The following is a 24,405-nucleotide window of genomic DNA, read 5'->3' on the forward strand; positions in this document are numbered from 1 at the left end:
GGCCTTGCGGTCAGGCGGCCTTGCTGGGGTCGGCGACGAGGAGGAAGCGATTTTCCTCCCCCACCCGCTCGTAGGCAAGATCGGAGAGGAAATGGCGCATCAACTGCACGCCATGACCGCCGATGCGCGCCTCGTCCACCGAGGCCACAGCCTCCGGCTCCCCAACCGAGAGCGGGTCGAACGGAACGCCATTGTCCACGATCCGCAGCGCGAAGCGGCCTTCGGGCAGGTGGAAATAGTCGAGCCGGATGCGCGGGGGATGGTCCAGCCCCTCGAAGCCGTAGGAGATGACATTGACCAATGCCTCCTCCAGGCTCAGGTCGAGCCCGAAGCGGATGCGGTCCGGCCAGTTGTCCGCCTCGGCCCGCTCGGCGAGCCATTCCGCCACGCGGGGCAATTCCTCGAGGCTGGCCTCCACCGCGAGGCTCGCCACTTCCACGGCGCCGTCCGGCAGGCTCATGCGTCACGGCTCCGGGCAGCGAAACAGCCGGTGCGGGGCGATGCAGTCGCCCGCCGCCCGTTGGGGCTAGAAGTCCTCGGCATGGGTGCCTCTCCCAAGCGTGCGGCGCGCCGGACGCAGATTCCTGACCCGTCGGACCCCGGAGGGCGTCCGGTGCCGGTGATGCCCGAACGGCACCTTCCGGCGATCCAACCGCAAAGCTAGTCCGTCCCACCCTTGCGGGCAATCGGGGCCACACGGCGCAACGCCGTCCGGCCCACGGGAAAATACGGCGCGGAAGCGCCAGCGCCGTCCCGCTCAACGGGCGACCCTGAGCTTTTCCTCGCTCGGTTCCAGATAGACCCGGCGCGTCCGCGCTCCGGCCGAAACCATCACCACATTGGGCGCCACGCCCGCGGCCGCCGCCAGAATGTCCACCGGCTGCGCCGGGCCGAACAGCTCCACCTGCGCCCCCGGCACCGCAAGGCCTTCGGGCAGACCCGAGACGTCAAGGGTCATGAGGCTCATGGCGAGGCCGCTGACGATGGGCGCGGGCAGGCCGCCCACGTAGCCATAGGCCTGACGCTGGAAGGAGAAGGGCAACCCACCGCCATAGCCCACCCCCACATGGGCGAGGCGCGCCGGCTGCGGCGTGCGATAGACGCCGCCATAGCCGACCTCGGTCCCGGCAGGCACATCCATGACCCGCAGGATCGGCGCCGTCAGCCGCGCCGCCGGCAGGATGGGTTGGCGGCTGGACGGGGTGGTTTCGACCCCATAGAGCGCGCTGCCCACGCGGGCATGGTGCGCATGGCGCTCCGGCGGGCCGAACACGCCGGCGGAAGCGCAGAAGCTGAGCGGCGCGGGGGGCAGCGCCTGCGTCCACGCCCGGAAGCGCCGCCACTGCCAGTCATTGTGGCGGGCGACCGGATTGGAGAAGTGGGCGAGATGGGTCACATAGGCGGCGATCCGCAGGCCGGCCAGCGGCGAGGGATCGTCCCGCAGACGCTTCACATCGGTGCGCGAGAGGCCAAGGCGGCTCAGGCCGGTGTCGAACTGGATCGCCACGTCCAGCGGCCCGCGCGCGGCGGCTTCCGCCTGCACGCGGGGCAGTTCGGACGCATCCATCAGCACCGGAATGATGCGGTGGGCGCGGAAATCGGCCGGCGCGGCGCCGGCGAGGCCGTGCAGCACGAACACGCGGGCGTCGGGCGCCAGCGTGCGCACCGCCAGCGCCTCCTCGATGCACACCACCCAGAAATCGCGGCAGCCGAGGGAGGACAGCAGCGGCACGATGCGCGAGAGGCCGAAGCCATAGGCATTCTGCTTCACCACCGCACCGAGGGTCGGGCCGCGATACTGGGCACGCACCGTGCGCCAGTTCTGCCGCACCGCGCCGAGATCGATCTCCAGCGTCGCGAGATCGGCGGTCGGCTCAGGCATCGGCGTGCTCCGACACATACAGGATGTGCGGTTCGCCCTTCACGGACCGGGCCTCCACGCCCCGCCAGCCGGCCGCCAGCAGAGCGGACTGCGTGCCGGCATCGGCGGGGACCACGAGGCGCTCCGCCCGGGACACGACGCGCGTGCCGTCGCGCACCATCACATAGCGCAGGTGGCCGCCGTAATAGGGCCGCAGCGCCCGCACCGCGAAGCCCTCGGCGAGCAGGTTGGTCCAGCTCGGCGTATTGGCCGGGGCGGAGGTCGCGAACAGGATGTGGCTTTCCGGCGCCATCGCCACACGGGCGGCGATCAGCGCCCGCTGGAGGCTGCGCCCGCGATAGGGCTGCGCCACGGACGCGCCGGCGAGCTTGGCGATCGGCGCATCGGCAGCAAGGCCCAGATGCGGGCGCGGATCGTCGTAGTCGGGAAGGGCATGCTGGAGGACGCCATAGGCGATGAGGACGTCGTCCAGGAACACGCCGATCATCCGGCCGCGGCCGGCGAGGATGCCGGCGAAGAAATCCCGGCTCTCTGGCTTCACGATTTCCGGGCGCACGGCTTCGCCGATGGCCGCCCGGTGCAGGGCGTAGATCGCATCCAGATCGCCGGCTTCGAGCGCGCGCCAGACCAGTTCGCCCGACAGACCTGCGACGGCGGCATTCATCCGGTAACCAGCTCCGCATAATTGAGCATGGCGATGGGCGGATAGATGCCCAGCGATTTGGCCACGCGCATGTTGATGACGAGGGAGAAGCGCTTCAGCGTCTCGATGGGGATGCGGCTCGGCGGGGTGCCCTGGGACAGGATCTCCACCGCCTTGGTGCCGGCCAGCTGGCCGACCGAGTAGTACCGGCTCACGAGGCCGACCAGCGCGCCGCCCTCGCGGATCGCAAGCTCGGCCGCGCCGAAGGTGGGCATGCCGGCCGCCAGCGCCGCCGGGGTCACCCGGTCATAGATGGTGCCGAGGAAGGTGTCGGGCAGCAGGTAGAGCCAATCCGCCTTGTCCGCCCGGAGCTGGGTGACCATCTGCTCCACCCCGTCCGCCGTCGGGCGGCCGCTGGCGTCGGTCTTGAACGGGCGGGCGATGACCTTCGCGCCATTGGCCTTGGCGAAGGCCTCCACCTCGCGCACGATCACCACGGAGTTCTGCTCGGTCTCCGAATAGAGGATGCCGATGGTCGAGAACTCCATGTAGGACTGCATGGCCTTCATCTGCACGTCGGTCGGCACCACGTGCACGGCGCCGGTCACGTTGCGGCCCGACGAGGCGAAGCTCGGGGCGATGCGGGCCTGCACCGGCGCGGACACCAGCGCGAACACCACCGGAATGTCGCGGATGTACTTCGGGTCCTGACTGTCATAGGGGCCGACGACGCCGAGCGTCACCGGCGTGCCCCAGGTGTAGATGAGGTCCGGCTTCAGCGTATCGAGATCGGCCAGCATGCGCGGCAGGTTGGCAATGTCGCGGCGGGCGTCGCGGGAGATGATCTCCGTCTTGAGCCCGGCCGTGTCCAGCAGGTCGCGGAAGCCGCGCTCCGCCTCGGTCTCGCCGCGGAACGTGAGCATGAGGATCTTGTAGGTGCGATCGTCGGCCGCCCGCGCGGCGCGCGGCAGCGTCAGCGCCGCTCCGGCACCCACGCCGAGGGACAGCAGAGAACGGCGATCCAGCACTGGACCTGTCATGGCACCCGAGCCTCCTTGGGAGCGGCGGCCGCGGGCCCGCGGCGCGCCGGCACGCGCCCCGATAGTATAAAGGCTGCCGCGCCCACAACCACTATGGCACCGATACTCATCATTGAAGTTACAAATCCGACACTTCCGAGCAGCAGTCCGGCGGCGGCGGGGCCGGCGGCATTGCCGCTGCGTTCCACCAGCCGGAACAGGCCGAGCACGCCGGCCGACCGGCCGCCCGGGACATGGCGGGCGCTGTCCGCCACCAGCGCCGACTGCGGCGCGATGGACATGGACTGGCCGATGCCCAGCATCATCAGCACCAGCGCCAGGATGAGCGGCGAGGAGCCGAACACGACGAGCAGCGCCCCCGCCCCTGCCAGAAGGCCGCCGGTGGCCACGAAGGCGGCGCGGGCCGAGAGCCGGTCGGCGACGCTGGCGAAGACCGGCACGGCCAGCACCATGATGACCGGATAGATCATCTGAAGCCGGCCCACCGCCGCCGCGCTGTAGCCCGCGCGCTGGAGTTCCACCGGGATCAGGTAGAAGCACAGGGCGGCGAGGATGAACTTGGCCGGGAAGGCGCAGCCGAACAGCAGCGGCGCGAGGCGCGGCGCCGTCAGCGCGGCCTTGAGATCGGAGAGGGCCAAGCCCTGGCCCACCGCACGGCGCTCGGGCTTGGGCAGGCTCCAGGCGGCCAGGGCGAGCGCGATCACGGCAAGCCCCGCCGACACCAGGAAGGCAATGTTTCCGCCGAGGCGGTCATCGATCACGCCCCCGATCGGCGGGCCGCACAGCGCCGCCACCATGATGGCCCCGACGAAGACGGCGAGCCCCTCGGAGCGCTCGGATGGCGCGGATCGATCCACCACATGGCCCTGTGCCGAGACGAACACCAGGGAATAGCCTAGGGCGGAGATCACGCGGGCCGCGAGGAAGACCCAATAAGTTCCGGCAAGGCCCGCCAGCAGATAGCCGCAGGCGGCAAGGCCGGCGCCGATGACGAAGCCGGTGCGGCGGCCGAGCCATTCGGAGAAGGCGCCGAAGGGAATCTGCCCAAGCGCCACCACGGCCATGAAGACCACGATGGGCAGGCTGACGGCGAAATCGATGCTGAAAGGCACGCCCGGCGCCGCCAGCGCCTGCGTGTAGCGCGGCAGGAAGGGCCGGGAGAGTTCTTCGGCCAGCATGAAGAGGAAGAGGGCCGGCCGCACCATCGCCGCGGCGCGGTTGCCGACCACATGCATCTCGCCGACGCCGGTCTCGCTCTCGAGCCGCTTCAGCGTCTCCACCTGAGCCTCGTCACCCCGGCGCTCGGCCTCCGTCAGGGCGAATTCCTGGCGGGCGGCCAGAGCATCCATCTGGCGGTCGAGCGGGCCGACGAGATCGCGGGCGGCGGCACCGGCGGGCGGGTGGCGCGTCAGGCGGCCACGGGCGAGGTCGCGCAGCCGGCCGTCGATGGCGTCGAGCACCGTCACGCCGCCCACGCCCACCACCAGCGCGCCGAGTTCCAGCGCCATCAGCAGCGCCACGATGCCGATGAACGCGACATCGACCAGCACCGCCATGACCTGCCGGGAGAGGACCCCCGGGTCGGCCATCACGACCAGCACGGCGGCCTGCGCGCCGTCCGGACCATGGACGGGAACGCGCACCTGCGGCCAGTCGTCCCCATCCACCTTTCCGACCTCGAACAGCACCCGGCCGTCGCGGACCAACTGCATCTCGGCGATTTCGTCGTTGTCGTTCACCAGCTTCAGGAAGTGGGCCTGGACGCCGGCCAGCCGGTCCAGCGGAATATCCGCCGCCAGCGCCGTCTCGATCAGGGCCGCCGTGGCGCGCCCGACGGATTCCGCCTTGGCGAGGATGGAGGGGACGATGGTCCGCTCGGCCGCCGAACGGGCGCCGAAGGCGACCACCGCCAGCGCCGTGCAGAGCACGAGGATCATGGCCAGCGACAGCCCGGTGCGCAGGCCGATGGAGGTCCGCCCCGAGAGATGTTCGCGCAGGAGTCTCACTTGGCCTCTCCCGCGGCGGGCGCGCCCACCAGCGCGGCAGCATGGGCCCGGTCGAGCCGCCCCAGCGCCGCCTGCGCCGAAGCCGGCCATTGCGCCGGGTTGCCGGCATTGCGGAGCGCCCGGCCGACGTTGCCGGCAATCAGCAGACCTGCGAGGCCCGTGGCGAGCGCCGCCAGCAGCACCGCCGGCACGGCGAACACACGGATGTCCGCCGCGAGTTGCGCCGCGTCGCGCTGGAGGACGGCCGGATCATAGGATACCGCGACGCGGCCGATGGCGGCGCCGATGTCGTTCTCGATGCGCCGGCTGACCATGGCGGCCGCGCGCGGCGGCAGCGTCGTGCCCTGCCGGGCCGCATCCGAACTGAAGACGATCTGCCCGTGCTCGTCAGCCACATCGATGCTGCGCACGGCGGCATCGAGACCGGCCTCGCGCGCCACCAGTTCTTCCAGCGTGTGCTGGCTCGCCACCGCAATGCCGAGGCTGTTGGCCAGTTCCGCCGTGGTGGCGACGCGGGCGGCGGTCACGGTGAAGCGCTCCTCCACCGCCGCGCGATTCGCGGACAGCAGCGTGACGTATGAGAAATAGGCACCGAATGCGACGCAGGCGGCGGTGATCAGGGCAAACAGAACAGTCAGGACGGTGGCGATGCGTGTCATGGGTCCCGCAATCCCTGTCAACGCTTTACGGTGTCTGTAGCCAGTTACGATGAAAAGCCCGGCCCTGTGCAGCGTTTTTTCCATTAGGCCCAGTTTTTGCTCTGGTTTGAGCCGGGCGGGACGGCTAACGTCCGCCCCGTTTCGCCCTCATTCGTCTGCTGCATGACTTTCATCGGTCGCCTGATCCTGATCGTTTCCGCCGCCCTGCTCGCGACGCTGCTGCTCGTCGCAGCCGGGGCCTTTGTCGCGAGCGAGCGGGTGACGGCCAACATCGAGCGCGCCCGCGTCTCGCACATGCTCGGCAGCCTCAGGGCCGCGACCGAGGCGAACCTCTCCATCGGCCTCGCGCTCGACCAGATCTCCTCGCTTCAGGCGCGCATCGAGCGCGAGAATGCGGCGGACGCCGCGATCATCGCCATCGACATCTTCAACGCGCAGGAGCGGTCGGTCTCCCGCAAGTCGATCTACAGCACGGACCGCGGATCCATCGGCGAGAACGTGCCCTGGGCCTGGACGGAGCGGCTTGCCAACAACACCATCTGGTCGGTGCCCGGCCATGGCGAGACCGTCTACATCACCCGCTTCGACAACGACCTCGGCCTTGCGGGCGGCATCGCCATCACCGTCTCGGATTCGGCGCGGGACGTGCGCAACGAGCGCCTCCTGCAGGACCTGGCCTGGCACACCGGCCTCATCGCCCTCGGGACGATTGCCGTCGGCATCGTGCTGAGCCTCATCTTCAGCCACATGATCACCCGGCCGTTCCGCACCGCGACCGCCTTGCTCAAGGGCTCCGAGATCCCGGTGAGCGGCGAGGGCATGGAACATCTGGCGCAGCAGACGCGCCGCAACTGGGATCGCATGGACGTGCGGCTGGATACCGGCCTCAAGCAACTGGAGGCGCTGGACGATGCCCAGTGAGGCCAAAGCCCCCCAGTTGGGCCGCACCCGTCTCGTTACGGGCCTTGTGGCGTTCATCCTGACCTTCGCCCTCGGCGGGGCCGCCAGCCTGCTGCTGGTCAGCCAGTTCAAGACCACGGTTGAAGAGACCGCCCGGCGCGACGTCTCGGTCATCGGCGGCTCGCTCGCGCGGGCACTCGCCCAGCAGTTCGAGAAGGCCGCGCGCTTCGGCATCCCGCTGAAGCTGCTGCCGGGCGTGGAGAGCTATCTCGCCCAGACGCTGACCCAGACGCCCGGCATCACCCGCATCGTGGTGCGCGGGCCGGACGGCCGCGAGGTGCGCAGCGCCATCGGCCCGACCACGGGCACCGACACGGTGAGCGCGCCCATTCAGGTGGACGGGCTGTCGGTCGGCCTCGTGGAGGTGACCACCAGCCCGACCTCCTTCAGCGCCGGCATCGACGACACCGAATGGCGCATGCTGGGTGCCGTCGCCGGCTGCGCGCTGATGAGCGGCCTGCTGGCGGCCTGGCTCGCGGGCGGCGCCCTCAACCGCCGCCGCCAGCGCTTCGTCACGGCGCTGGAGCGCAATCTCGACGGCGATCTTGACCCCGGCCCGTATTCGGCGGCCATCGGCCGGTCGTCGGTGGCGCGCGCCTTCCATGCGCTGTCCATGGAAGCCCGGCGCATCGGTGCCAAGGTCACCGCCTTCCAGGCCTATGCGGAGGAACTCCTCGCGGTGGACTTCGATGGCCAGTTGCGGCCGGAGGTGGAGCGCATCCGCCGCGAGGCGCTGCCGGCGCCCGTCCACCTGCCGACGACCACCGACGACACCCTCTCGCCGCAGCCGAAGCGGGGCGCCTGATGCTGTTGCGCACCCGCATCACCCTGCTCGTCGCCGCTGGCTTCCTCGTGCTGCTCGGCTGCTTCGGCGCCCTGTTCTACATGCGCGACCGCATGGATGCCGAGCGTCTGTCCGCGGTGGTCATCCAGGGCCAGCAGGCGCTCTGGCGCGAGAGCGTGGAGGTGGAAGCCTCCGCCCTCGACAAGAGCCTCGATGCCTTTTCCGCCTCGCCGGAGCTGCGGGCGGCGCTGTTGGCCGGCGACCGGTCCGCCGTCGTGGCCGGTCTCAACAAGCTCGACGTGTTCAGCAGCGGCACACCGCTGATCTTTGAAGTCCTGTCCGAGGACCGTGAGGCGCTGCTGGTCCAGGGCACGCCGCAGGATCGCGGGCTGCTGGACGCCGGCAGCATGGACCGCGTGCTGACGGGCGAGCGCATCACCGGCCTGCGCCAGATCTCCGCCGACCAGATCCTCGTCGTCGCCGCCCGGCGCATCTCCCTTCCGAACGGCGACAACGTCATCCTCGTCCTCGGCCGTGATGCCCGCAGCGCCGTGACCCGCTTCGCCGGCAGCATCCATGCGGCGAGCTCGCTCCTCACGCTGCGCGGCCAGCTCGCCGCCGCCACCGACCCCAATCTCTGGCGCCAGGCCAACCTCGCCATCTCGCCCCGCCAGGCCCTGCGCGACGAGATCGCGCTGTCCGGCCGGATCTACAGCGTCACCAGCGTGCCCGTGGGCGACATCACGAACAGCACCGTCGGCGCGCTCGTGAGCATGGTCGACAACACCGAGAGCATCACCTACGCGCGCCGGGTGCGGGCCATCGGCATCACCATCGGCCTCGGTCTCGCCTTGCTCGGCATCGTCGGCCTCAATGCCTTCCTCTGGTACAGCTTCCGCCCGCTTGAGCGCGCCATCGACGTGCTCCAGGCGCTTTCGCGCGGCGACACCTCCGTCAGCCTGAACTATGCCGGCCGCGACGAGATCGGCCGCATCGCCAAGGCCCTCGTGTCCTTCCGCGCCAATGTGCAGGAACTGGCCGAGACCCGCCGCCAGCGCGAGCGTGTGCGCCGTCGCCAGGAAATGGTGATCTCGGCCGAGCTGAAGGCGCTTGCGGACGCCATCGACCCGCAGGACCGCGATCAGGTGCTCTCGCTCCTGACCGCCGACACCGACCGGGGCGAGGACGAACTGCGCCGCGTCGCCCGCGTGCTGCACGATCTCTCCCGTCGCATCGTCGAGCAGCACACCCGCCTGTCGTCCATGGTGGTTGAGCTGCGTGAGGCCCTCGTCACCAAGACCAAGCTCGCCGGCCTCCAGCAGGAACTGGAGATCGCCGCGCAGGTGCAGCTCGCCATCCTGCCGAGGGCCTTCCCGCCGCACCCGCGCATCGGCGTGCACGGCCACATGACCCCGGCCCGCGAGGTGGGCGGCGACTTCTACGATTACTTCCTCATCGACGACAGCACGCTCGGCTTCGTGGTGGCGGACGTGTCCGGAAAGGGCGTTCCGGCCGCCCTGTTCATGGCCATCTCGCGCACGCTGCTGCGGTCCACCGCCATGTTCGAGCGCTCGCCCGCGGTCAGCGTGCGGCGGCTGAACGACCTGCTGGCGCTGGAAAACGAGCAGATGCTGTTCGTGACGCTCTTCTACGGCGTCATCAATCTCGACACCGGCAAGGTGTCCTATGTGAATGCCGGCCATAACCTGCCCTACAAGATCACGCAGGCGAACGAGGTCAGCGTCGTGCCCAGCACCAAGGGCATGGCGGTCGCGGTGATGGAAGGCTTTGTCTACGAGGAGGGCGAGCTCTACCTCTCCGCGGGCGATACGCTGTTCCTCTATACGGACGGCGTGCCGGAGGCCTTCGACATCGACGAGGCGCCCTACGGCGACGAGCGTCTGGCGGAACTGCTGAAGGAGGGCGCCGCCCACTGGCCGGTGCCCGAGATGCCCGAGCGCGTGCTCCAGTCGGTGCGCGCCTTCGAGCGCGGCGCCCCGCAGGCGGACGACATCACCTGCCTGACGCTGCGCTATTTCGGCGGCAACACGCGGCGGCATACGCTCTAGAGCCTTCCGCTGGCGCGCTGGCAGCAGCGCAAGCCATGCTTCCGGAGCAGACCTCAAAGCGTTCCCGCCACAGGAAAATCAGTTTACTAACCGATCCAGTCGGCCCATGTCCGCGAGGCCGGCGTCGGGAGTGAGCCGTGTCCATCGCAGCCGTCCGCACACCGCCCTCACGGGAGATGGCGACCATTTCCGCCGTGGGAACGGCGCACTTCACCAGCCATCTGCTGCAACTGGCTTTCGCGCCGCTGTTCCTCACCATGCGTGACGATCTCGGCGTCACATTCACCGAGCTCGGCGCGCTGCTTTCCGCCTTCTATCTGGCCTCGGGCATGGGACAGGTGACGGCCGGCATCCTCGTGGACCGCTTCGGCGCCCACCGCCTGCTGCTGGCCGGCATGGCGCTCCAGGCCTCCTCCGTCGCCGCCATCGGCCTTGCGCCCACTTACGGCCTGATGCTGCCGCTTGCCTTCCTCTCCGGCCTCGGCAACGCCGTCTATCACCCGGCGGACCTGTCCATCCTCAGCCACCGCATCCGGCCCGAGCGGCTGGGCCGGGCCTTCGCGGCGCATGTGATCGCGGGCAATTTCGGATACGCGGTCTCCCCGCTCATGTCCGGCACGCTCGCCATCGCGTTCGGCTGGCGCACGGCGCTGGTGGTGATGGGCGGGGCCGCCCTCGTCGCAACCTTCGCGCTCATCGCGGTGCGGCCGGTGCTGCACAGCCCCACCATCGCCGAACAGGCCAAGGCACCGGGCGGGGTGGCCCCCATCTCCTTCGGTCAGGTGCTCACCACGCCCGTGGTGCTGCTCGCTTTCTTCTACTTCCTGCTGTCGTCCATCTCGCTGGTGGGCATCCAGAATTTCTCGATCGCCGCGCTGCAGGAGGGCTATGCCTTCACCGCCGCCATGGCGACGCTCACAATCACGGCCTATCAGCTCGCCACCGCCGCCGGCGTGGCCATCGGCGGCTATGTGGCGGACCGCTCCACCCATCACCATCGCATCGCCATGGGCGGCCTCGCCGCCGCCGCCGCCTGCGCGGCGCTGGCCAGCCTCCACCTGCCGCTGGCCCTCGCCACCACGGCGCTGGTCGTGGGCATCGGCTTTGCCAACGGCCTCACCCTGCCGTCCCGCGACGTACTGGTGCGCCGCGCCTCCCCCGCCGGGGCGACCGGCAAGGTGTTCGGCGTCGTCTATTCGGGGTTCGACATCGGCTCGCTGTTCGCGCCGCTGATCTACGGCCTGCTGATGGACCACCATCTGCCGCACGGCGTCTTCCTCACCGCCGCCGTGCCGCTGGCGCTGGGCATCGTCACCGTGCTCGGCGTGCGGCCGGGCAAGCGCTGACAGGTATGTCGCCTAAAGGGATGTGCGCCGAGGCCCGGTCCCGACCGGGCCTCGAGGTGCTTCGGGCTTATTCGCCCTTGGCCACCAGCATCTTGCCGGGATTGAGCAGGCCCGCCGGATCGAGCGCGGCCTTGATGGACGCCATCACGTCGAGGGCCACCGGATCCTTATAGTGCACGAGTTCCTCGCGCTTCAGGAAGCCGATGCCGTGCTCGGCGGAAATAGAACCCGCATAGGAGACCACGATGTCGTGGACGATGCGGTTGAAGTCTTCCCAGGTGTCCAGATAGGCCGTCTTGTCCATGCCCACGGGCTGGCTGAGATTGAAGTGCACGTTGCCATCGCCGATATGGCCGAAGGCGCAGACGCGCAGGCCCGGCATGTGCGCTTCGCATGCCGCCGTCGCCTGCTCCACGAATTCGGCCACGCGGGACACCGGCACCGAGACGTCGTGCTTGATGGAGCCGCCCTCGAACTTCTGCGCCTCTGAAAGATCCTCGCGCAGCTTCCAGAGCGCCTGCGACTGGCCTTCGCTGGCGGCGATCACCGCATCCTCCACCTCGCCGGCCTCGAAGGCCTCGGCGAGCACGCCCTCCACCATGGCGGCGAGATCATCGTCGGCCCGCGTGGAGGTGAGTTCGGCCAGCGCATAGAAAGCGTGCTGCCCCTGCAGCGCCCGCACGGCACCGGACATGTGCTTCAGCACCGTCTCCATGCCGAAATCGGGCAGGAACTCGAAGCCGGTGAGCGTGTCACCCGCGACCGCGCGGAGGCGCCGAAAGAGGGCCAGCACCTGATGCACGTCCGTGACGCCCACCAGTGCCGTGGCACGGCGGCGGGGCTTGGGGAACAGGCGCAGCACGGCGGCGGTGATGATGCCCAGCGTGCCTTCCGAGCCCACGAACAGGTTCTTCAGATCGTAGCCGGTGTTGTCCTTGCGCAGGCGCGACAGACCGTTCCACACGCGCCCGTCGGCAAGCACCACTTCCAGGCCGAGCGTCAGATCACGGGTATTTCCGTAGCGCAGAACGGCGGTACCGCCCGCATTGGTGGCGAGGTTGCCGCCGATCTGGCAGGTCCCTTCAGAAGCGATGGACAGCGGGAACAGGCAGTCCGCCGCATCCGCCGCCTGCTGGATCTGGTGGAGCGTGCAGCCGGCCTCGGCGGTCAGCGTCAGGTCGGTCGCATCGAGCGCCCGCACCTTGTTGAGGCGGCCAAGGGAGAGCAGCAGCGCGCCGAAGGGCACCTGTCCGCCCACGAGGCCGGTGTTGCCGCCCTGCGGCACGATGGGGATGCCCGCCTCCGCGCAGGTCTTCACCACGAACGCCACCTCCTCGGTGGAGCCCGGGCGCACCACGGCGGGCGTCGCACCGCGGAACAGGCCGCGCTGTTCCACCAGATAGCCTTCCATGTCGGAGGCGTCGGTGATGACGTACTGGGCGCCGATGCGCGCGGAAATCTGCGCGATCGCCGCCGTGAGGCGGTCCGCCGGCAGGAGGATGGGACGGGGGGCTGTGCTCGACATGGGCGGAAATTGCCCCAGCCGTGGGCAGCGGGCAACAGGTTTCGCGGCTTGACGGCCCGGCGGGCGAAACAGCGGCGTTCACGCTCGCGGGAGACCGGACCACAGGCCTCGATCCGGCCGTTCCGCCCCCCGGCTGCGCGAACGAAGGACCCGGCGCACAAACAAAAGGCCCCGGCTCGTAAGCCGGGGCCCGTCTTCCCCTCTTTTTAGCTCTGGAGCGAGGCCCTGCCGGGAGGTCTCCCCGCAGGACGCCGCCGCAGCCGGACCTCGGGCGGCGCCGCACGCGCCGCCGTCGGGCTCAGCTGTGGTAGGCGCGCTCGCCGTGCTCGGTGATGTCGAGACCTTCGCGCTCGCGCTCCACCGTGGCGCGCAGGCCGACGACGGCGTGCACGATGTAGTAGAGGACCGCCGAGCCGACGCCCGACCACACCAGCGTGACAACCACGGCCTTCACCTGCGCGATGACCTGGGTGGCCATGTCGTAGTCGGCCACCTTGCCGGTGGTGTAGTCGAAGATGCCGGTGCCGCCGAGCGCCGGGCTCACCACGATGCCCGTGGCAATGGCGCCGAAGATGCCGCCGATGCAGTGCACGCCGAACACGTCGAGCGAGTCGTCATAGCCGAAGGCGTTCTTCACGGTGGTGCAGAAGAAGAAGCACAGCACGCCGACGATAAGGCCGGAGACCAGCGAGCCCATGATGCCGGCGAAGCCGGCCATCGGGGTGACGGCCACGAGGCCCGCCACAGCGCCGGAGACGACGCCGAGCATGGAGGGCTTACCCTTGGCCAGCCATTCCACCACCATCCAGGAGAGGGCGGCGGCGCAGGTGGCGATGAAGGTGTTCATCATGGCCAGGGCGGTGAGGCCATTGGCTTCGAGGTTGGAGCCGGCGTTGAAGCCGAACCAGCCGACCCACAGCAGGCCGGCGCCGACCAGCGTGAGGGTGAGCGAGTGAGGCTGGAAGGCCTCCTTGCCGTAGCCGGTGCGCTTGCCGACGATCAGGCAGCCGACGAAGGCGGCGATACCGGCATTGATGTGCACCACGGTGCCGCCAGCGAAGTCGATGGCGCCGAGCTTGTAGATGTAGCCGGCATCCGCGAGCACCGCGTCGAGCGCGGACTGGGCGGCAGCCTTGCCGCCAGCGTCAGCGGCGGCGAGCGCCTTGGCAGCGGCATCCACCGCGTCCGGGCCGGCCCAGTACCACACCATGTGGGCCATCGGGAAATAGATGAAGGTGACCCACAGCGGCACGAACAGCACGATGGCCGAGAACTTCACGCGCTCCGCGAAGGCGCCGAAGATGAGGGCCGGCGTGATCATGGCGAAGGTCATCTGGAACGCGATGAACGCGAATTCCGGAATGTTGACGCCCACCGAGAAGGTGCCGGTGCCGCTGTCCGGCGTGATGCCGGCGAGGAAGGCCTTGGAGAAGCCGCCGACGAAGTCGGAGCCGCCGGTGAAGGCCAGCGAATAGCCGTAGAGCACCCACAGGATGCCGACGACGGACACGGTGTAGAACACCTGCATCAGCACCGAGAGCATGTTCTTGGTGCGCACGAGGCCGCCGTAGAACAGGGCGAGGCCGGGGACCGACATCATCAGCACGAGGGCGGCCGAGACCAGCATCCAGGCGGTATCGCCCTTATTGATCGGGATGGCCGCGGCTGCCGCGGGCGCGTCCGCGGCGGGCGCCGCCGTCTGGGCCAGCACCGGCAGGGCGAGTGCCGAGGCCGCAAGGAGCGTGGGAAGACCCACGCGGGACCACGTCTTGACGTTCATGGAAAATGGCTCCGTGAAATGAGAGATGGCTCAGAGCGCGTCGGCGTCGGTCTCGCCGGTGCGGATGCGCACGGCGTGGTCGATCTGGAAGACGAAGATCTTTCCGTCGCCGATCTGGCCGGTCTTGGCGGAGGCGGTGATGGCCTCGACAACCTTGGCAACCTGGTCGGAGGGCACCGCGACCTCGATCTTGAGCTTCGGCAGGAAGCTCACGGCATATTCGGCGCCGCGATAGATCTCGGTGTGGCCCTTCTGCCGCCCGTAGCCTTTCACTTCCGTCACGGTGAGCCCGTGGACACCGATGCCAGTGAGGGCATCGCGCACCTCTTCCAGCTTGAACGGCTTTATGATGGCCATCACGATCTTCATGGATCGGTCCCTATCCCCTTGATGCCCCCTGATCCGTCGGATCCGGCCGGCGTTTCTCTCGGGCTCCGACACGTGGAGACGGGGAATTCCCCGGCGCGTCAGGCAAGCCTCGGGGACAGGGAATCAAGGAGCGTGCCAAATGCTGCAAAGCGGCAAGGGTGCGTGCTTATTTTCTCGCCAGCGCGCGCAAAACGGCGGGTTCGCCCCGCCTTTGCCAATTTTCATGCCTTAAAAATAGGCGAACTGGCCAATAAGTGGGCGATCAGGACTCCAGAACCCGCATCAGGCCTTCCTGAACCGCCGACGCGACCAGCTTGCCGTCGCGGCTATAGATCTCGCCGCGGCAGAATCCGCGCGCCCCTTGGGCCGATGGGCTGTCCTGGATGTAGAGGAGCCAGTCGTCGGCGCGAAACGGCCGGTGGAACCATAGAGCGTGGTCGAGGCTCGCCACCTGCATGTCGGCGTCGAACACCGAGCGCCCGTGCGGCACCAGCGCCGCCTGGAGCAGCGAGAGGTCGGAGGCATAGGCCAGCACCGCCTGATGGATGCCCACGTCGTCCGGGAGGGCGCCACGGGTCCGGAACCAGATGCCCGGCCGCGCCTCCTGCTCCTTGCCCGCAAGGAAGGACGGGGAAAGGCCGACCGGCTTCACCTCCAGCGGCCGCAGCGCCATCCAGTCGCGCTTGGCGGCGGCGGGGAAACGGGCCACGAGCTTCTCGCGCCATTGCTCGTCGGAGGGCGAGGCCTCGGGCGGCGGCACGTCCGGCATGCGGCTCTGGTGCTCGATGCCCTCCTCCGGAACCTGGAAGGAGACGGCCATGGAATAGATGGCGCGGCCGTGCTGGATGGCCACCACGCGGCGGGTGGTGAAGCTCTTGCCGTCGCGGATGCGGTCCACTTCATAGATGATCGGCACGGTGGGATCGCCGCCGAGCAGAAAATAAGCGTGGAGGGAATGGGGCTTGCGCGTCTCGTCCACGGTGCGCTGGGCAGCCACGAGCGCCTGCGCCACCACCTGGCCGCCGAACACCCGGCCGCCGCCGGGGGAACCACTGCGACCCCGGAACAGATTGATCTCCAGGGGCTCGAGATCGAGGATGGCGCGCAGGGTTTCGACGTCGGACATGGGATTGGCGAAGCTCGGACGGAACGAAGCAGGATGGCGAACGAGCCACGCCGTGGACTGGTCCGTCAAGAGCGTGGCGCGTAAAGGGTGCAGTCAGACGATGACGGGCAACCCTGTCGAGGAGTTCGGATATGGGTAAGGACGCACGGCCTGAGGCTGCCGACGTGGTGATCGCGGGCGGAGGGCTTGCGGGCCTCAGCCTCGCTCTGGCGCTGAAAGACGGGCTCGGGCCGGATGCGGCCATCACCGTCTATGATCCCGGCTTCGGCAAGCCGCTCACCGGCGACCGCCGCTGCTCGGCCATCGCCGCCGGCGCGCGCCGCCTGCTGACCGTGCTCGGCGTCTGGGACGAGGTGGCCCCCGAGGCCCAGCCCATGAAGACCATGGTGGTGACCGACAGCCGCACCCGCGACGTCGCCCGCCCGGTCTTCCTCACCTTCGACGGCGACGTGGAGCCCGGCGAGCCCTTCGCCTACATGGTGCCCAATGCCGTGCTCCAGCAGGCGCTGACCGATGCCGCCGGACGCGCGGGCATCGACATGCGCGCCGCACCCGTTTCGGATTTCGCCACCGACCGGTCCGGCGTCACCGTCACCGGCGGCGACGGGGCCGTGCTGCGGGCCTCTCTGCTGGTGGCGTGCGACGGCTCGAAGTCCCGCCTGCGCAGCCTTGCCGGCATCACCTCCACGTCATGGGCCTACGGCCAGTCGGCCATCACCTTCACGGTCGAGCACGAGCGCCCGCACCTGGGCGAAGCGGTGGAGCACTTCCTGCCGCCGGGCCCGTTCGCCACCCTGCCGCTGCCGGGCAACCGCGCCTCCATCGTCTGGACCGAGCGCACCGAGGACGCCAAGCGCTACGCCGAGCTGCCGGACTACCGCTTCCAGGAAGAACTGGAGCAGCGCTTCGGCCACAAGCTCGGCTGGGTGAAGCTGGAGACGAAGCCGCAGGTCTATCCGCTCGGCTTTGCCATGGCCCGCAGCTTCATCGGCGAGCGCTTCGCCCTTGTCGGCGACGCGGCCCATCTCATCCACCCCATCGCCGGACAGGGCCTCAACATGGGCCTGCGCGACGTGGCGGCGCTGGCCGAGGCGGTGACGGACGCCGCCCGCGTCGGCCTCGACTTCGCCTCGCCCCAGGTGCTGGAGCGCTACCAGCGCTGGCGGCGCTTCGACACGCTGGCCATGGGAGTGGCCACGGACACGCTGAACAAGCTGTTCTCCAACCAGTCCGACGCCCTGCGCATCATCCGCGACGTGGGCCTCGGCCTTGTGGACCGCATGCCGAAGCTGAAAGGCCTCTTCATCCGCGATGCCGCGGGCCTCACCGGCGCCGTGCCGAAGCTCCTGCGCGGACAGGCGCTGTGAGGGGCAAAGGCGGTTGTTGTGGTACTAAAAAATAGTACTATATGATCCGTGAAGAAGCGCCACCTGGCCACGCTTGAGCTGATCTTTTCGCATCCGGTGAGCGGCTCCGTCCGCTGGTCGGATGTCGTGGCTCTGTTTCAAGCGCTGGGCGCCGAGGTGAGCGAGCGGGAAGGGTCGCGTGTGGGCGTGGTGCTGTTCGGCGAAGTGCGGGTGTTTCACCGTCCACACCCTTCGCCCAACACGGACAAGGGCGCCGTCGCCAGCATTCGCAAGTGGCTCGACGAACACGGAGTTCGGCCATGATGAACATCATCGAGATCGACGGCGAAAAGGCCGTGGTGGCCTTCGATCCGGACATCCGGATGTTCCGGGGGGAGTTCGTCGGGTTGAACGGTGGGGCCGATTTCTACGCCGAGACCGTTGAGCAGTTGTACGAGGAGGGGCGCACGTCGCTCGCCGCTTTCCTCGCGCTCTGTGCCGAGAAGGGGATCGCGCCACGGCGTACCTTCTCGGGCCGCTTCAACGTGCGGCTGGACCCTGCCGACCATGAGGCCGCCGTGGTGGCCGCCTCCGCTCAGGGAAAGAGCCTGAATGAGTGGGTTGCCGCCGCGATTCGTGACGCGGCGGACAATGCAGCCTGAAATGCTGGCGGGGCCGTGATGACCCGGCCCGCCGGAGCCTCAGCCCTTGATCTCGCTCTCGTCGAGGCGGCGGGCCTCGTCGGCCAGCATGATCGGGATGCCGTCGCGGATGGGATAGGCGAGACGGGCGGAGCGGGAAATCAGCTCCTGCCGGGCGCGGTCATAGTCCAGCGGGCCCTTGGTGACGGGGCAGACGAGAATCTCAAGGAGCTTCGGGTCGACATCCTGTCCGGGGCGCTGGGCTTGGGTCATCACGCGGGTCCTCGTCTGGCGCGGCGCGGGTGCGTCGCGGGCGCACCATATCCAGCCGGGCCATGGCCTCCAAGGGCTTTTGGCGGGCGCGGCGGCGTCCTTCACTTTCCGCAATGGATCCCATAACCACTTCTCGCTTTTGCCGCCGCCTGTCGGCGTGTAGGTCGTGGCGGCCGGGAGTTCGCCCGGCGGGTTCTCGCCATGTCCTCGCGCGTCACGCTCGGTTTCCTGCTCGGCTTCATTGGCGTCGTGATCTTCGGCGCCACGGTGCCGGCGACGCGGCTGGCCCTGAACGGGCTCGATCCCTTCTTCATCACCTTCGGGCGGGCGGCGCTCGCGGGCCTCATGGCGGGCGCGCTGCTGCTGGTCCGCCGCCGCGTGCCCTGGCTCGGGCGGAAGGGGGCGTTCCGCGACCTGCTGCTGGTGGTCGCGAGCCTGATGTTCGGCTTCCCGCTGCTCATGGCCTTCGGCATGCAGACGGTGCCGGCGAGCCACGCGGGCGTGGTGCTGGGCCTCCTGCCCATCGCCACCACCTTCGGCGCCATGGTGTTCTCCGGCGAGCGGCCGAGCCCGCTCTTCCTCGCCTTCAGCCTGCTGGGGGCCGGTCTCGTCGTGGTGTTCGCCGCCCGCAACGGCGGTATGGACCGTTTCGGTGCGGGCGATCTGCTGCTGCTGGGCTCGGTGGTGGCCTGCGGCATCGGCTATCCGGTGAGCGCGCGGCTCGCCCGCTTCATGCAGGGCTGGGAGGTGATCGCCTGGGCGCTGGTCATCGCGCTGCCCATCACGCTGCCGGCGGCGCTCCTCTTCCTGCCCCGCGAATTCGCGGCGGTGCCGACACCGGCCTGGCTGGGCTTCCTCTATGTGGCCGCCATGAGCCAGTTCATCGGCTTCTTCTTCTGGAACGCCGGGCTCGCCATGGGCGGCGTCGCCCGCGTGGCGCAGGTCCAGCTTCTCCAGACCTTCGTCACCATTGCCCTCGCCTGGCCCATCAATGGCGAGCCGCTGGACCTTGAGACGGTGATGTTCGCCGTCGCCGTGGTGGCCGTGGTCGTGCTCGGCCGCAAGGCCAAGGTCGGCGGCGCCCCGGCACCGGCCGAATAGGGAATGCCGGGTCGCGGATGGAACCGGACCCGGCGTCGGCCTTCAGTCGTCGAGACCCAGCGAAGGGGCGGCGCGGCGCTCCAGCACGCCCCGGATGGCTTCCACCATCTCCTCTTCCTTCACCGAGAACTGCGCCGGGCGGGCGGCGCGGTATTCGGCGTGGTCGGCGATATCGGCGGCGATGCGGGCGCCTTCCACCAGATCCTTGATCTGGACCTCGCCCGCGTCCTTCTCGTTGGAGCCCTGGATGATGACGGCCGGCGCATTGCGCTTGTCGGCATACTTCATCTGCGCCTTCATGCCCGAGCCGCCGAGATACATTTCGGCGCGGATGCCGTTGGCGCGCAGCTTCGCCACCATGGCCATGTAATCGGCGGCGCGGTCGCGATCCATCACCAGCACCACCACGGGGCCGATCTCGGCCAGCGTCTCCATCTTGCCGAGGTGGGCCAGCGCGTGCAGCAGGCGGGAGACGCCGATGGAGAAGCCGGTGGCCGGCACCGGCTCGCCCCGGAAGCGCGCCACGAGGCCATCATAGCGCCCGCCACCCGCCACCGAGCCGAAGCGCACGGGGCGGCCCTTCTCGTCCTTCACCTCGAAGGTGAGTTCGGCCTCATAGACGGGGCCGGTGTAATATTCGAGGCCGCGCACGACAGAGGGGTCGATGACGATGCGGCCGTCGTCATAGCCGGCGGCGGCGACCAGGGCCGCGATCTCGCGCAGCTCCGCAAGGCCCGCTTTGCCGGCCTCGCTCTCGCCCACCACGGCGTCGAGCTTCGCCAGGCCCGCCGTGCCCGTGCCGGCCTCCACGAAGGCGATCACCCGGTCGATGGCGGCGCTCTCCAGCCCCGCACCCTTGGTGAAGTCGCCGCTCTTGGCTTCCGGATTCTCCCAGCGGCCAGCGCCGAGCAGGTCGCGCACGCCGGCAGGGCCGATCTTGTCCAGCTTGTCGATAGCGCGCAGCACGGTGAGGCGGCGGCCGGCATTCTCAGCGCCGCCGAGGCCGATGGCCTCCAGCACGCCGTCGAGCACCTTGCGGTTGTTGATCTTGATGACGTAGTCGCCGCGCGCAATGCCCACCGCATCCAGCGTATCGGCGGCCATCATGCAGATCTCCGCATCCGCCGCCACCGACGGGGCGCCCACCGTGTCGGCGTCGAACTGCATGAACTGGCGGAAGCGGCCGGGGCCGGGCTTCTCGTTCCGGAACACATAGCCGTTGCGATAGGAGCGATAGGGCTTGGGCAGCGCGTCGAAATGCTCGGCCACATAGCGGGCCAGCGGGGCGGTCAGGTCATAGCGCAGCGACAGCCACTGGTCGTCATCGTCCTGGAAGGAGAAGACGCCCTCGTTCGGCCGGTCCTGATCGGGCAGGAACTTGCCCAGCGCGTCCGTATATTCGATGGCGGGCGTCTCCAGCGCCTCGAAGCCATAGAGCTCATAGACGGCGCGGATCTTCTCCAGCATGGCGCGGGTGGCGACGAGTTCCGCCCCCGTGCGATCCACGAGACCGCGCGGCAGGCGCGCCTTCGGCTTGGTGTCGGTGGCCATGGGAAAAGCCTGTTCTTCTTGAAATCTGAAGGGGTCTCGCGACCGTTAGGGGCCTCTTAGAGGAGCCTCGGCTGGGTCGCAAGTTTGGGGGACGGTGCGCCGTCCGCCAGATGGATGGCATCGCCCGGCGCGATGCGCCCGCCGGTGAGCACCTTGGCATAGATGCCGCAGTCGGTATGGCCATAGGCCTTGACGAGGCCCTTCACCACGTTGAGGTCGCGGGCCGCCGTGTCCGGATTGACGCTGGTGGCGGCGCAGCGCTCCGTGCGCTTGAGCACCTGGAGCCGCACGTCCGGGCCGATAGCGATGACGCGGCCGACCATGTCGAGTTCCGCCCCCGCCTCCCAGCCGTCGAGAATGAGGTTCATGCGGAAGCGGCGCGGGTCCACCTCCGCGCCCATGCGCTTGGAGAGATCGCGCACGGTGGCGAGGTTCAGCAGGGAGACGAACCCGGCCCTGAGCGAATCCGTGAAGCGGTGGCCGGCGGGCGAGGTCAGCACCCGCAGCGGCCCGCGCGCATCGCGCCCCATGTAAGCGGTGAAGAAGGCTTCGATGGCGGCCCGGCCCTCAACCGTCGAGAGGTCGCCGGATGCGCGCACCGCGCCGTCCTGCGAGACGGTGAGCGTCGAGGTCGCTTCATCATAGCGGGTGTCGAGGGCAGCCAGCGCTTCGTCGCGCATCAGCACGAGAAAGGCGGTCTTCTGCTTGTATTCGGGGGTCGCGGGATCGAAGCCGCTCGGCCCGTTCTCGACGGCATGGACCCGGTCGCCGGGAAACCACGTGCCGGCCTCCAGCGCGACGCTCTCCAGCGCCTCGTGGGAGAGCCCCTTCACGGGATAGCGGTGGATGGCGACAAGCTGGGCGGAAGCCATGGGCGCGGTCCTCTCGGCAGAGTTGGCCGTGGGTCGCACCGCCGCGGCGCGCGGTCAAGCCGGGACGGCGCAGTTCCGCCATGCGCCCGGCCGCCTATGATGGCGGCAAGAACAACGGAGGACCGCCCATGACAACCGCCGCTCCCACCGTGCGCGATCCTGCCTTCGAGGCACGGGTGCGCGAGAGCTTCGCCCGCCAGCCCTTCATGGCCACCATGGGAGCCTGCCTCGGCACGGTCGCCCCGGGCCGGGTGGAGGTGGTGCTGCCCTACGCGGAAGGCGTGACGCAGCAGCTCGGCTATTTCCACGGCGGGGCCATCGGTGCCATCGCCGATACGGCGGGCGGCTATGCGGCCTTCACGCTCTTTCCGGCGGGCTCCACCGTGCTGACGGTGGAGTACAAGATCAACATCATGGCGCCCGGAAAGGGCGAGCGCCTGGTGGCGGTGGGCGAAGTCGTCCGCTCGGGCCGCACCCTCACCATCGTGCGGGTGGACGTCCATGCGGAGACCGCCGGCGCCCGCACCCACTGCGCCACCGCCACGCAGACGCTGATGTGCCTTGAGGGGCGCAGCGACAGCCGCTGAGGCGCCATGGACCGGCGACAGGCAAGCCAGGGACAAGGGTGTCCGCCCTAGATTGCGCCGACCGAATGCCGGGATGGTGGCACCGCGCTTCGGCCTCACACGGCATGATCCAGGGAGGAGCCGATGCCGAGCGCTCCCCATTCCCCTTTCGCCCTCCGGCGGCGCGTGCGCCGCTTCGGCACCCTGCCGTGGTGTGCCGGCCTTGCTCTCGTCAGCATTCTGACCGCGAGCCCGGTGCTGGCGCAGGACATCACCTTCACCGCCACCGGAGCGCCGCAGCCTTATACCATCGCCAATGTCCAGCCGGACGTGCGGGGCCTCGCGCCCGGCATGGGCGAGGCCGAGGCGCGGGCGGCGCTGGCCAAGGCCTATCCTGCCTCCCGCATCGAGGCGACGAAGGCGACCATCACCTATCTGAGCGACGGGGTGGCCTTCCGCTCCCGTCCGGTGCTCACCCAGATGACCGCTCAGGCCTCGGGCCCGGGCACGCAGGAGGAGGTGACCCTGAGCTTCGGCCTGCCGACCACCGGAAGCCCGCTGCTCGGCATCCAGCGCCGGGTGGATTTCGGCAGTTCGGCCGCCGCACCGCAGGTGGCGCCCCTCGTCGGCCAGCTCATCGAGAAATACGGCCCGCCCTCGTTTCGCAGGGGCGAGGAGGCGGCACCCGTCCAGTCGCTCATCTGGGTGTTCGGGACCGGCAAGGTGCAGCCCTGCGGCACCAAGGCGCCGTGTCCGGCGGTCTCCGCCACCTTCGCCATCGGCCGGCTCGACAGCTATCGCGCGGCGGTGGAGGAGAAGCAGGACCTGCTCATTCAGGTGGACCTGATCGTGCAGGCCGGGGGACGGGTCCGCAGCTTCAAGACCACGCTCGCGGACAATCGCGGCGCCGTGGCGAGCTATGAGGCGGCCCAGAGCCAGATCGTCGCGGCAGTGGACGCCCGCGCCGCGCGACAGGGCACGGCACCGGAGACGCCGAAGTTCTGATCGGTCTCGACAGGTCCGTTCCGAGGTGCTCCAAGGGCGGCCTCTCCCTGTGTCCACCGGTCCCACATGCGCTTTCCCGTTCCCCTCGTGCCTGCCCGCCTCGTGCGCCGCTACAAGCGCTTTCTCGCCGATGCGGTGCTGGAGGACGGCACGGAACTGACCGCTCATGTGGCCAATTCCGGCGCCATGCTGGGCCTCATGGCCCCCGGCGCCCGCGTCTGGCTCGCCCCAAAGAGCGGCAAGACCGCCAAGCTGCCCTATGGCTGGGAACTGGTGGAGGCCGATCTCGGCGCCGGCCCGGAGCTGGTGGGCGTCAACACCATGCATCCCAACGTGCTAGTCGCCGAGGCCATCGCGGCGGGCAAGGTGCCGGAGCTCGCCGGCTATGCCCGCATGCGGCGCGAGGTGAAATATGGCGTCAACAGCCGCATCGACATCCTGCTGGAAGACGATGACCGGCCGCCCTGCTTCGTCGAGGTGAAGAATGTCCACCTCATGCGGGCACCGGGCCATGCGGAATTTCCCGACTGCGCCACCGCGCGCGGCGCCAAGCATCTGGCGGAACTGGCCGCCGAGGTGAAAGCCGGTCACAGGGCGGTGATGGTCTATCTCAGCCAGATCGCCTCGGCCCGCGACATCCGCCTCGCCCGCGATCTCGATCCCGCCTATGGCCGCGCCTTCGATCTCGCCCGCACGGCGGGGGTCGAAGCCATCGGCCTCGTCTGCCGCATCGACGCGCAGGGCATCGAGGTGACCGGCACCATCCCCATGCTGGGGTGAGGCCCGGTCCGGGTGGCCCGCCGGATTCCGCCCTTTCCCGCGCGCGGCCTGCCTGCTAGAAGCCCGCCATGGCTTTTCTGA

24 protein-coding genes are annotated in these 24,405 nt (G+C 69.3%); 11 read left to right on the forward strand and 13 right to left on the reverse strand.

All coding sequences use genetic code 11. The annotated features are described in order from the left end of the window. Positions 1-10 precede the first annotated feature (10 nt). The 6 genes from AZC_RS21640 to AZC_RS21665 form a co-directional block, all read right to left on the reverse strand. A complete protein-coding gene (locus AZC_RS21640; RefSeq protein WP_012172735.1) occupies positions 11-460 on the reverse strand; it encodes an ATP-binding protein in 450 nt (149 codons plus the stop codon). Positions 461-757: 297 nt separating this feature from the next. Next, positions 758-1,882 (reverse strand): alanine racemase, encoded by a 1,125-nt coding sequence (locus AZC_RS21645; RefSeq protein ID WP_012172736.1) that lies wholly within the window; start codon positions 1,880-1,882, stop codon positions 758-760. Then, entirely contained in the window at positions 1,875-2,546 is a 672-nt protein-coding gene (locus AZC_RS21650) for a hypothetical protein (protein WP_012172737.1), read from the reverse strand. Before AZC_RS21650 ends, AZC_RS21645 begins: the two co-directional genes overlap by 8 nt. Continuing rightward, positions 2,543-3,565 (reverse strand): ABC transporter substrate-binding protein, encoded by a 1,023-nt coding sequence (locus AZC_RS21655; protein ID WP_012172738.1) that lies wholly within the window; start codon positions 3,563-3,565, stop codon positions 2,543-2,545. Before AZC_RS21655 ends, AZC_RS21650 begins: the two co-directional genes overlap by 4 nt. Then, positions 3,562-5,571 carry an MFS transporter gene (locus tag AZC_RS21660; protein WP_012172739.1) on the reverse strand — a complete coding sequence of 670 codons (2,010 nt, stop codon included), beginning with the start codon at positions 5,569-5,571 and terminating at the stop codon, positions 3,562-3,564. Before AZC_RS21660 ends, AZC_RS21655 begins: the two co-directional genes overlap by 4 nt. Continuing rightward, positions 5,568-6,230, reverse strand: coding sequence for a hypothetical protein (locus tag AZC_RS21665; protein WP_043879713.1), 663 nt, complete (start codon positions 6,228-6,230; stop codon positions 5,568-5,570). The genes AZC_RS21660 and AZC_RS21665 overlap by 4 nt, the downstream gene beginning before the upstream one ends. A 162-nt stretch (positions 6,231-6,392) precedes the next feature. On the opposite strand from AZC_RS21665, the gene AZC_RS21670 reads away from it, so the two are divergent. The 4 genes from AZC_RS21670 (at position 6,393) to AZC_RS21685 (ending at position 11,389) form a co-directional block, all read left to right on the forward strand. Next, entirely contained in the window at positions 6,393-7,151 is a 759-nt protein-coding gene (locus AZC_RS21670; RefSeq protein ID WP_043879714.1) for a hypothetical protein, read from the forward strand. Beyond that, entirely contained in the window at positions 7,141-7,995 is an 855-nt protein-coding gene (locus AZC_RS21675) for a hypothetical protein (RefSeq protein WP_043879715.1), read from the forward strand. Before AZC_RS21670 ends, AZC_RS21675 begins: the two co-directional genes overlap by 11 nt. Further along, entirely contained in the window at positions 7,995-10,043 is a 2,049-nt protein-coding gene (locus tag AZC_RS24580; RefSeq protein WP_012172743.1) for a SpoIIE family protein phosphatase, read from the forward strand. The genes AZC_RS21675 and AZC_RS24580 overlap by 1 nt, the downstream gene beginning before the upstream one ends. A 137-nt stretch (positions 10,044-10,180) precedes the next feature. Further along, complete coding sequence (locus tag AZC_RS21685) at positions 10,181-11,389, forward strand: MFS transporter (RefSeq protein WP_012172744.1); 1,209 nt, start codon at positions 10,181-10,183, stop codon at positions 11,387-11,389. Between the two features lie 67 nt (positions 11,390-11,456). Here AZC_RS21685 and AZC_RS21690 read toward each other — a convergent pair whose 3' ends face one another. From AZC_RS21690 to tesB, 4 genes are all read right to left on the reverse strand, one after another. Next, positions 11,457-12,914 (reverse strand): FAD-binding oxidoreductase, encoded by a 1,458-nt coding sequence (locus tag AZC_RS21690; RefSeq protein WP_012172745.1) that lies wholly within the window; start codon positions 12,912-12,914, stop codon positions 11,457-11,459. A gap of 298 nt (positions 12,915-13,212) precedes the next feature. Then, positions 13,213-14,694: an ammonium transporter gene (locus AZC_RS21695; RefSeq protein ID WP_012172746.1), complete on the reverse strand. Its 1,482-nt coding sequence runs from the start codon at positions 14,692-14,694 to the stop codon at positions 13,213-13,215. Between the two features lie 30 nt (positions 14,695-14,724). Next, positions 14,725-15,063, reverse strand: a complete 339-nt coding sequence (locus tag AZC_RS21700) for a P-II family nitrogen regulator (protein ID WP_012172747.1) — start codon at positions 15,061-15,063, stop codon at positions 14,725-14,727. A gap of 262 nt (positions 15,064-15,325) precedes the next feature. Next, positions 15,326-16,189, reverse strand: a complete 864-nt coding sequence (gene tesB, locus AZC_RS21705) for an acyl-CoA thioesterase II (protein ID WP_043879717.1) — start codon at positions 16,187-16,189, stop codon at positions 15,326-15,328. A gap of 131 nt (positions 16,190-16,320) precedes the next feature. Here tesB and AZC_RS21710 point away from each other — a divergent pair, with 131 nt between their 5' ends. Genes AZC_RS21710 through AZC_RS21720 form a run of 3 tightly spaced genes read left to right on the forward strand, consistent with a single transcriptional unit; the run spans position 16,321 to position 18,197 of the window. Further along, positions 16,321-17,556, forward strand: coding sequence for a ubiquinone biosynthesis hydroxylase (locus tag AZC_RS21710; protein ID WP_012172749.1), 1,236 nt, complete (start codon positions 16,321-16,323; stop codon positions 17,554-17,556). A 48-nt stretch (positions 17,557-17,604) separates the two neighbouring features. Beyond that, on the forward strand, positions 17,605-17,859 hold the full coding sequence (locus AZC_RS21715) for a type II toxin-antitoxin system HicA family toxin (protein ID WP_012172750.1): 255 nt from the start codon (positions 17,605-17,607) through the stop codon (positions 17,857-17,859). Then, positions 17,856-18,197, forward strand: a complete 342-nt coding sequence (locus tag AZC_RS21720) for a type II toxin-antitoxin system HicB family antitoxin (RefSeq protein ID WP_043879718.1) — start codon at positions 17,856-17,858, stop codon at positions 18,195-18,197. The genes AZC_RS21715 and AZC_RS21720 overlap by 4 nt, the downstream gene beginning before the upstream one ends. A 39-nt stretch (positions 18,198-18,236) precedes the next feature. Here AZC_RS21720 and AZC_RS21725 read toward each other — a convergent pair whose 3' ends face one another. Next, positions 18,237-18,449, reverse strand: coding sequence for a Trm112 family protein (locus tag AZC_RS21725; RefSeq protein ID WP_043879719.1), 213 nt, complete (start codon positions 18,447-18,449; stop codon positions 18,237-18,239). 201 nt (positions 18,450-18,650) lie between these two features. On the opposite strand from AZC_RS21725, the gene AZC_RS21730 reads away from it, so the two are divergent. After that, positions 18,651-19,550 (forward strand): DMT family transporter, encoded by a 900-nt coding sequence (locus AZC_RS21730; RefSeq protein WP_012172753.1) that lies wholly within the window; start codon positions 18,651-18,653, stop codon positions 19,548-19,550. A gap of 42 nt (positions 19,551-19,592) precedes the next feature. On the opposite strand, the gene hisS is transcribed toward AZC_RS21730, so the two are convergent. Beyond that, complete coding sequence (gene hisS, locus AZC_RS21735; RefSeq protein ID WP_012172754.1) at positions 19,593-21,101, reverse strand: histidine--tRNA ligase; 1,509 nt, start codon at positions 21,099-21,101, stop codon at positions 19,593-19,595. A gap of 56 nt (positions 21,102-21,157) precedes the next feature. Beyond that, the gene (locus tag AZC_RS21740) at positions 21,158-21,973 is read right to left on the reverse strand and encodes an MOSC domain-containing protein (protein WP_043879720.1); all 816 of its coding nucleotides are present in this window, start codon (positions 21,971-21,973) and stop codon (positions 21,158-21,160) included. 128 nt (positions 21,974-22,101) lie between these two features. Between AZC_RS21740 and AZC_RS21745 the strand changes: the two genes are divergently transcribed. The 3 genes from AZC_RS21745 to sfsA all read left to right on the forward strand — a co-directional run bounded on the left by AZC_RS21745 (position 22,102) and on the right by sfsA (position 24,324). Continuing rightward, positions 22,102-22,560 carry a PaaI family thioesterase gene (locus AZC_RS21745; protein ID WP_043880611.1) on the forward strand — a complete coding sequence of 153 codons (459 nt, stop codon included), beginning with the start codon at positions 22,102-22,104 and terminating at the stop codon, positions 22,558-22,560. Between the two features lie 123 nt (positions 22,561-22,683). Then, positions 22,684-23,544, forward strand: coding sequence for a hypothetical protein (locus AZC_RS21750; protein WP_012172757.1), 861 nt, complete (start codon positions 22,684-22,686; stop codon positions 23,542-23,544). Positions 23,545-23,610: 66 nt separating this feature from the next. Continuing rightward, positions 23,611-24,324, forward strand: a complete 714-nt coding sequence (gene sfsA, locus AZC_RS21755; protein WP_012172758.1) for a DNA/RNA nuclease SfsA — start codon at positions 23,611-23,613, stop codon at positions 24,322-24,324. Positions 24,325-24,405 lie beyond the last annotated feature (81 nt).

The organism is Azorhizobium caulinodans ORS 571, from assembly GCF_000010525.1.
GTDB classification, from domain to species: domain Bacteria; phylum Pseudomonadota; class Alphaproteobacteria; order Rhizobiales; family Xanthobacteraceae; genus Azorhizobium; species Azorhizobium caulinodans.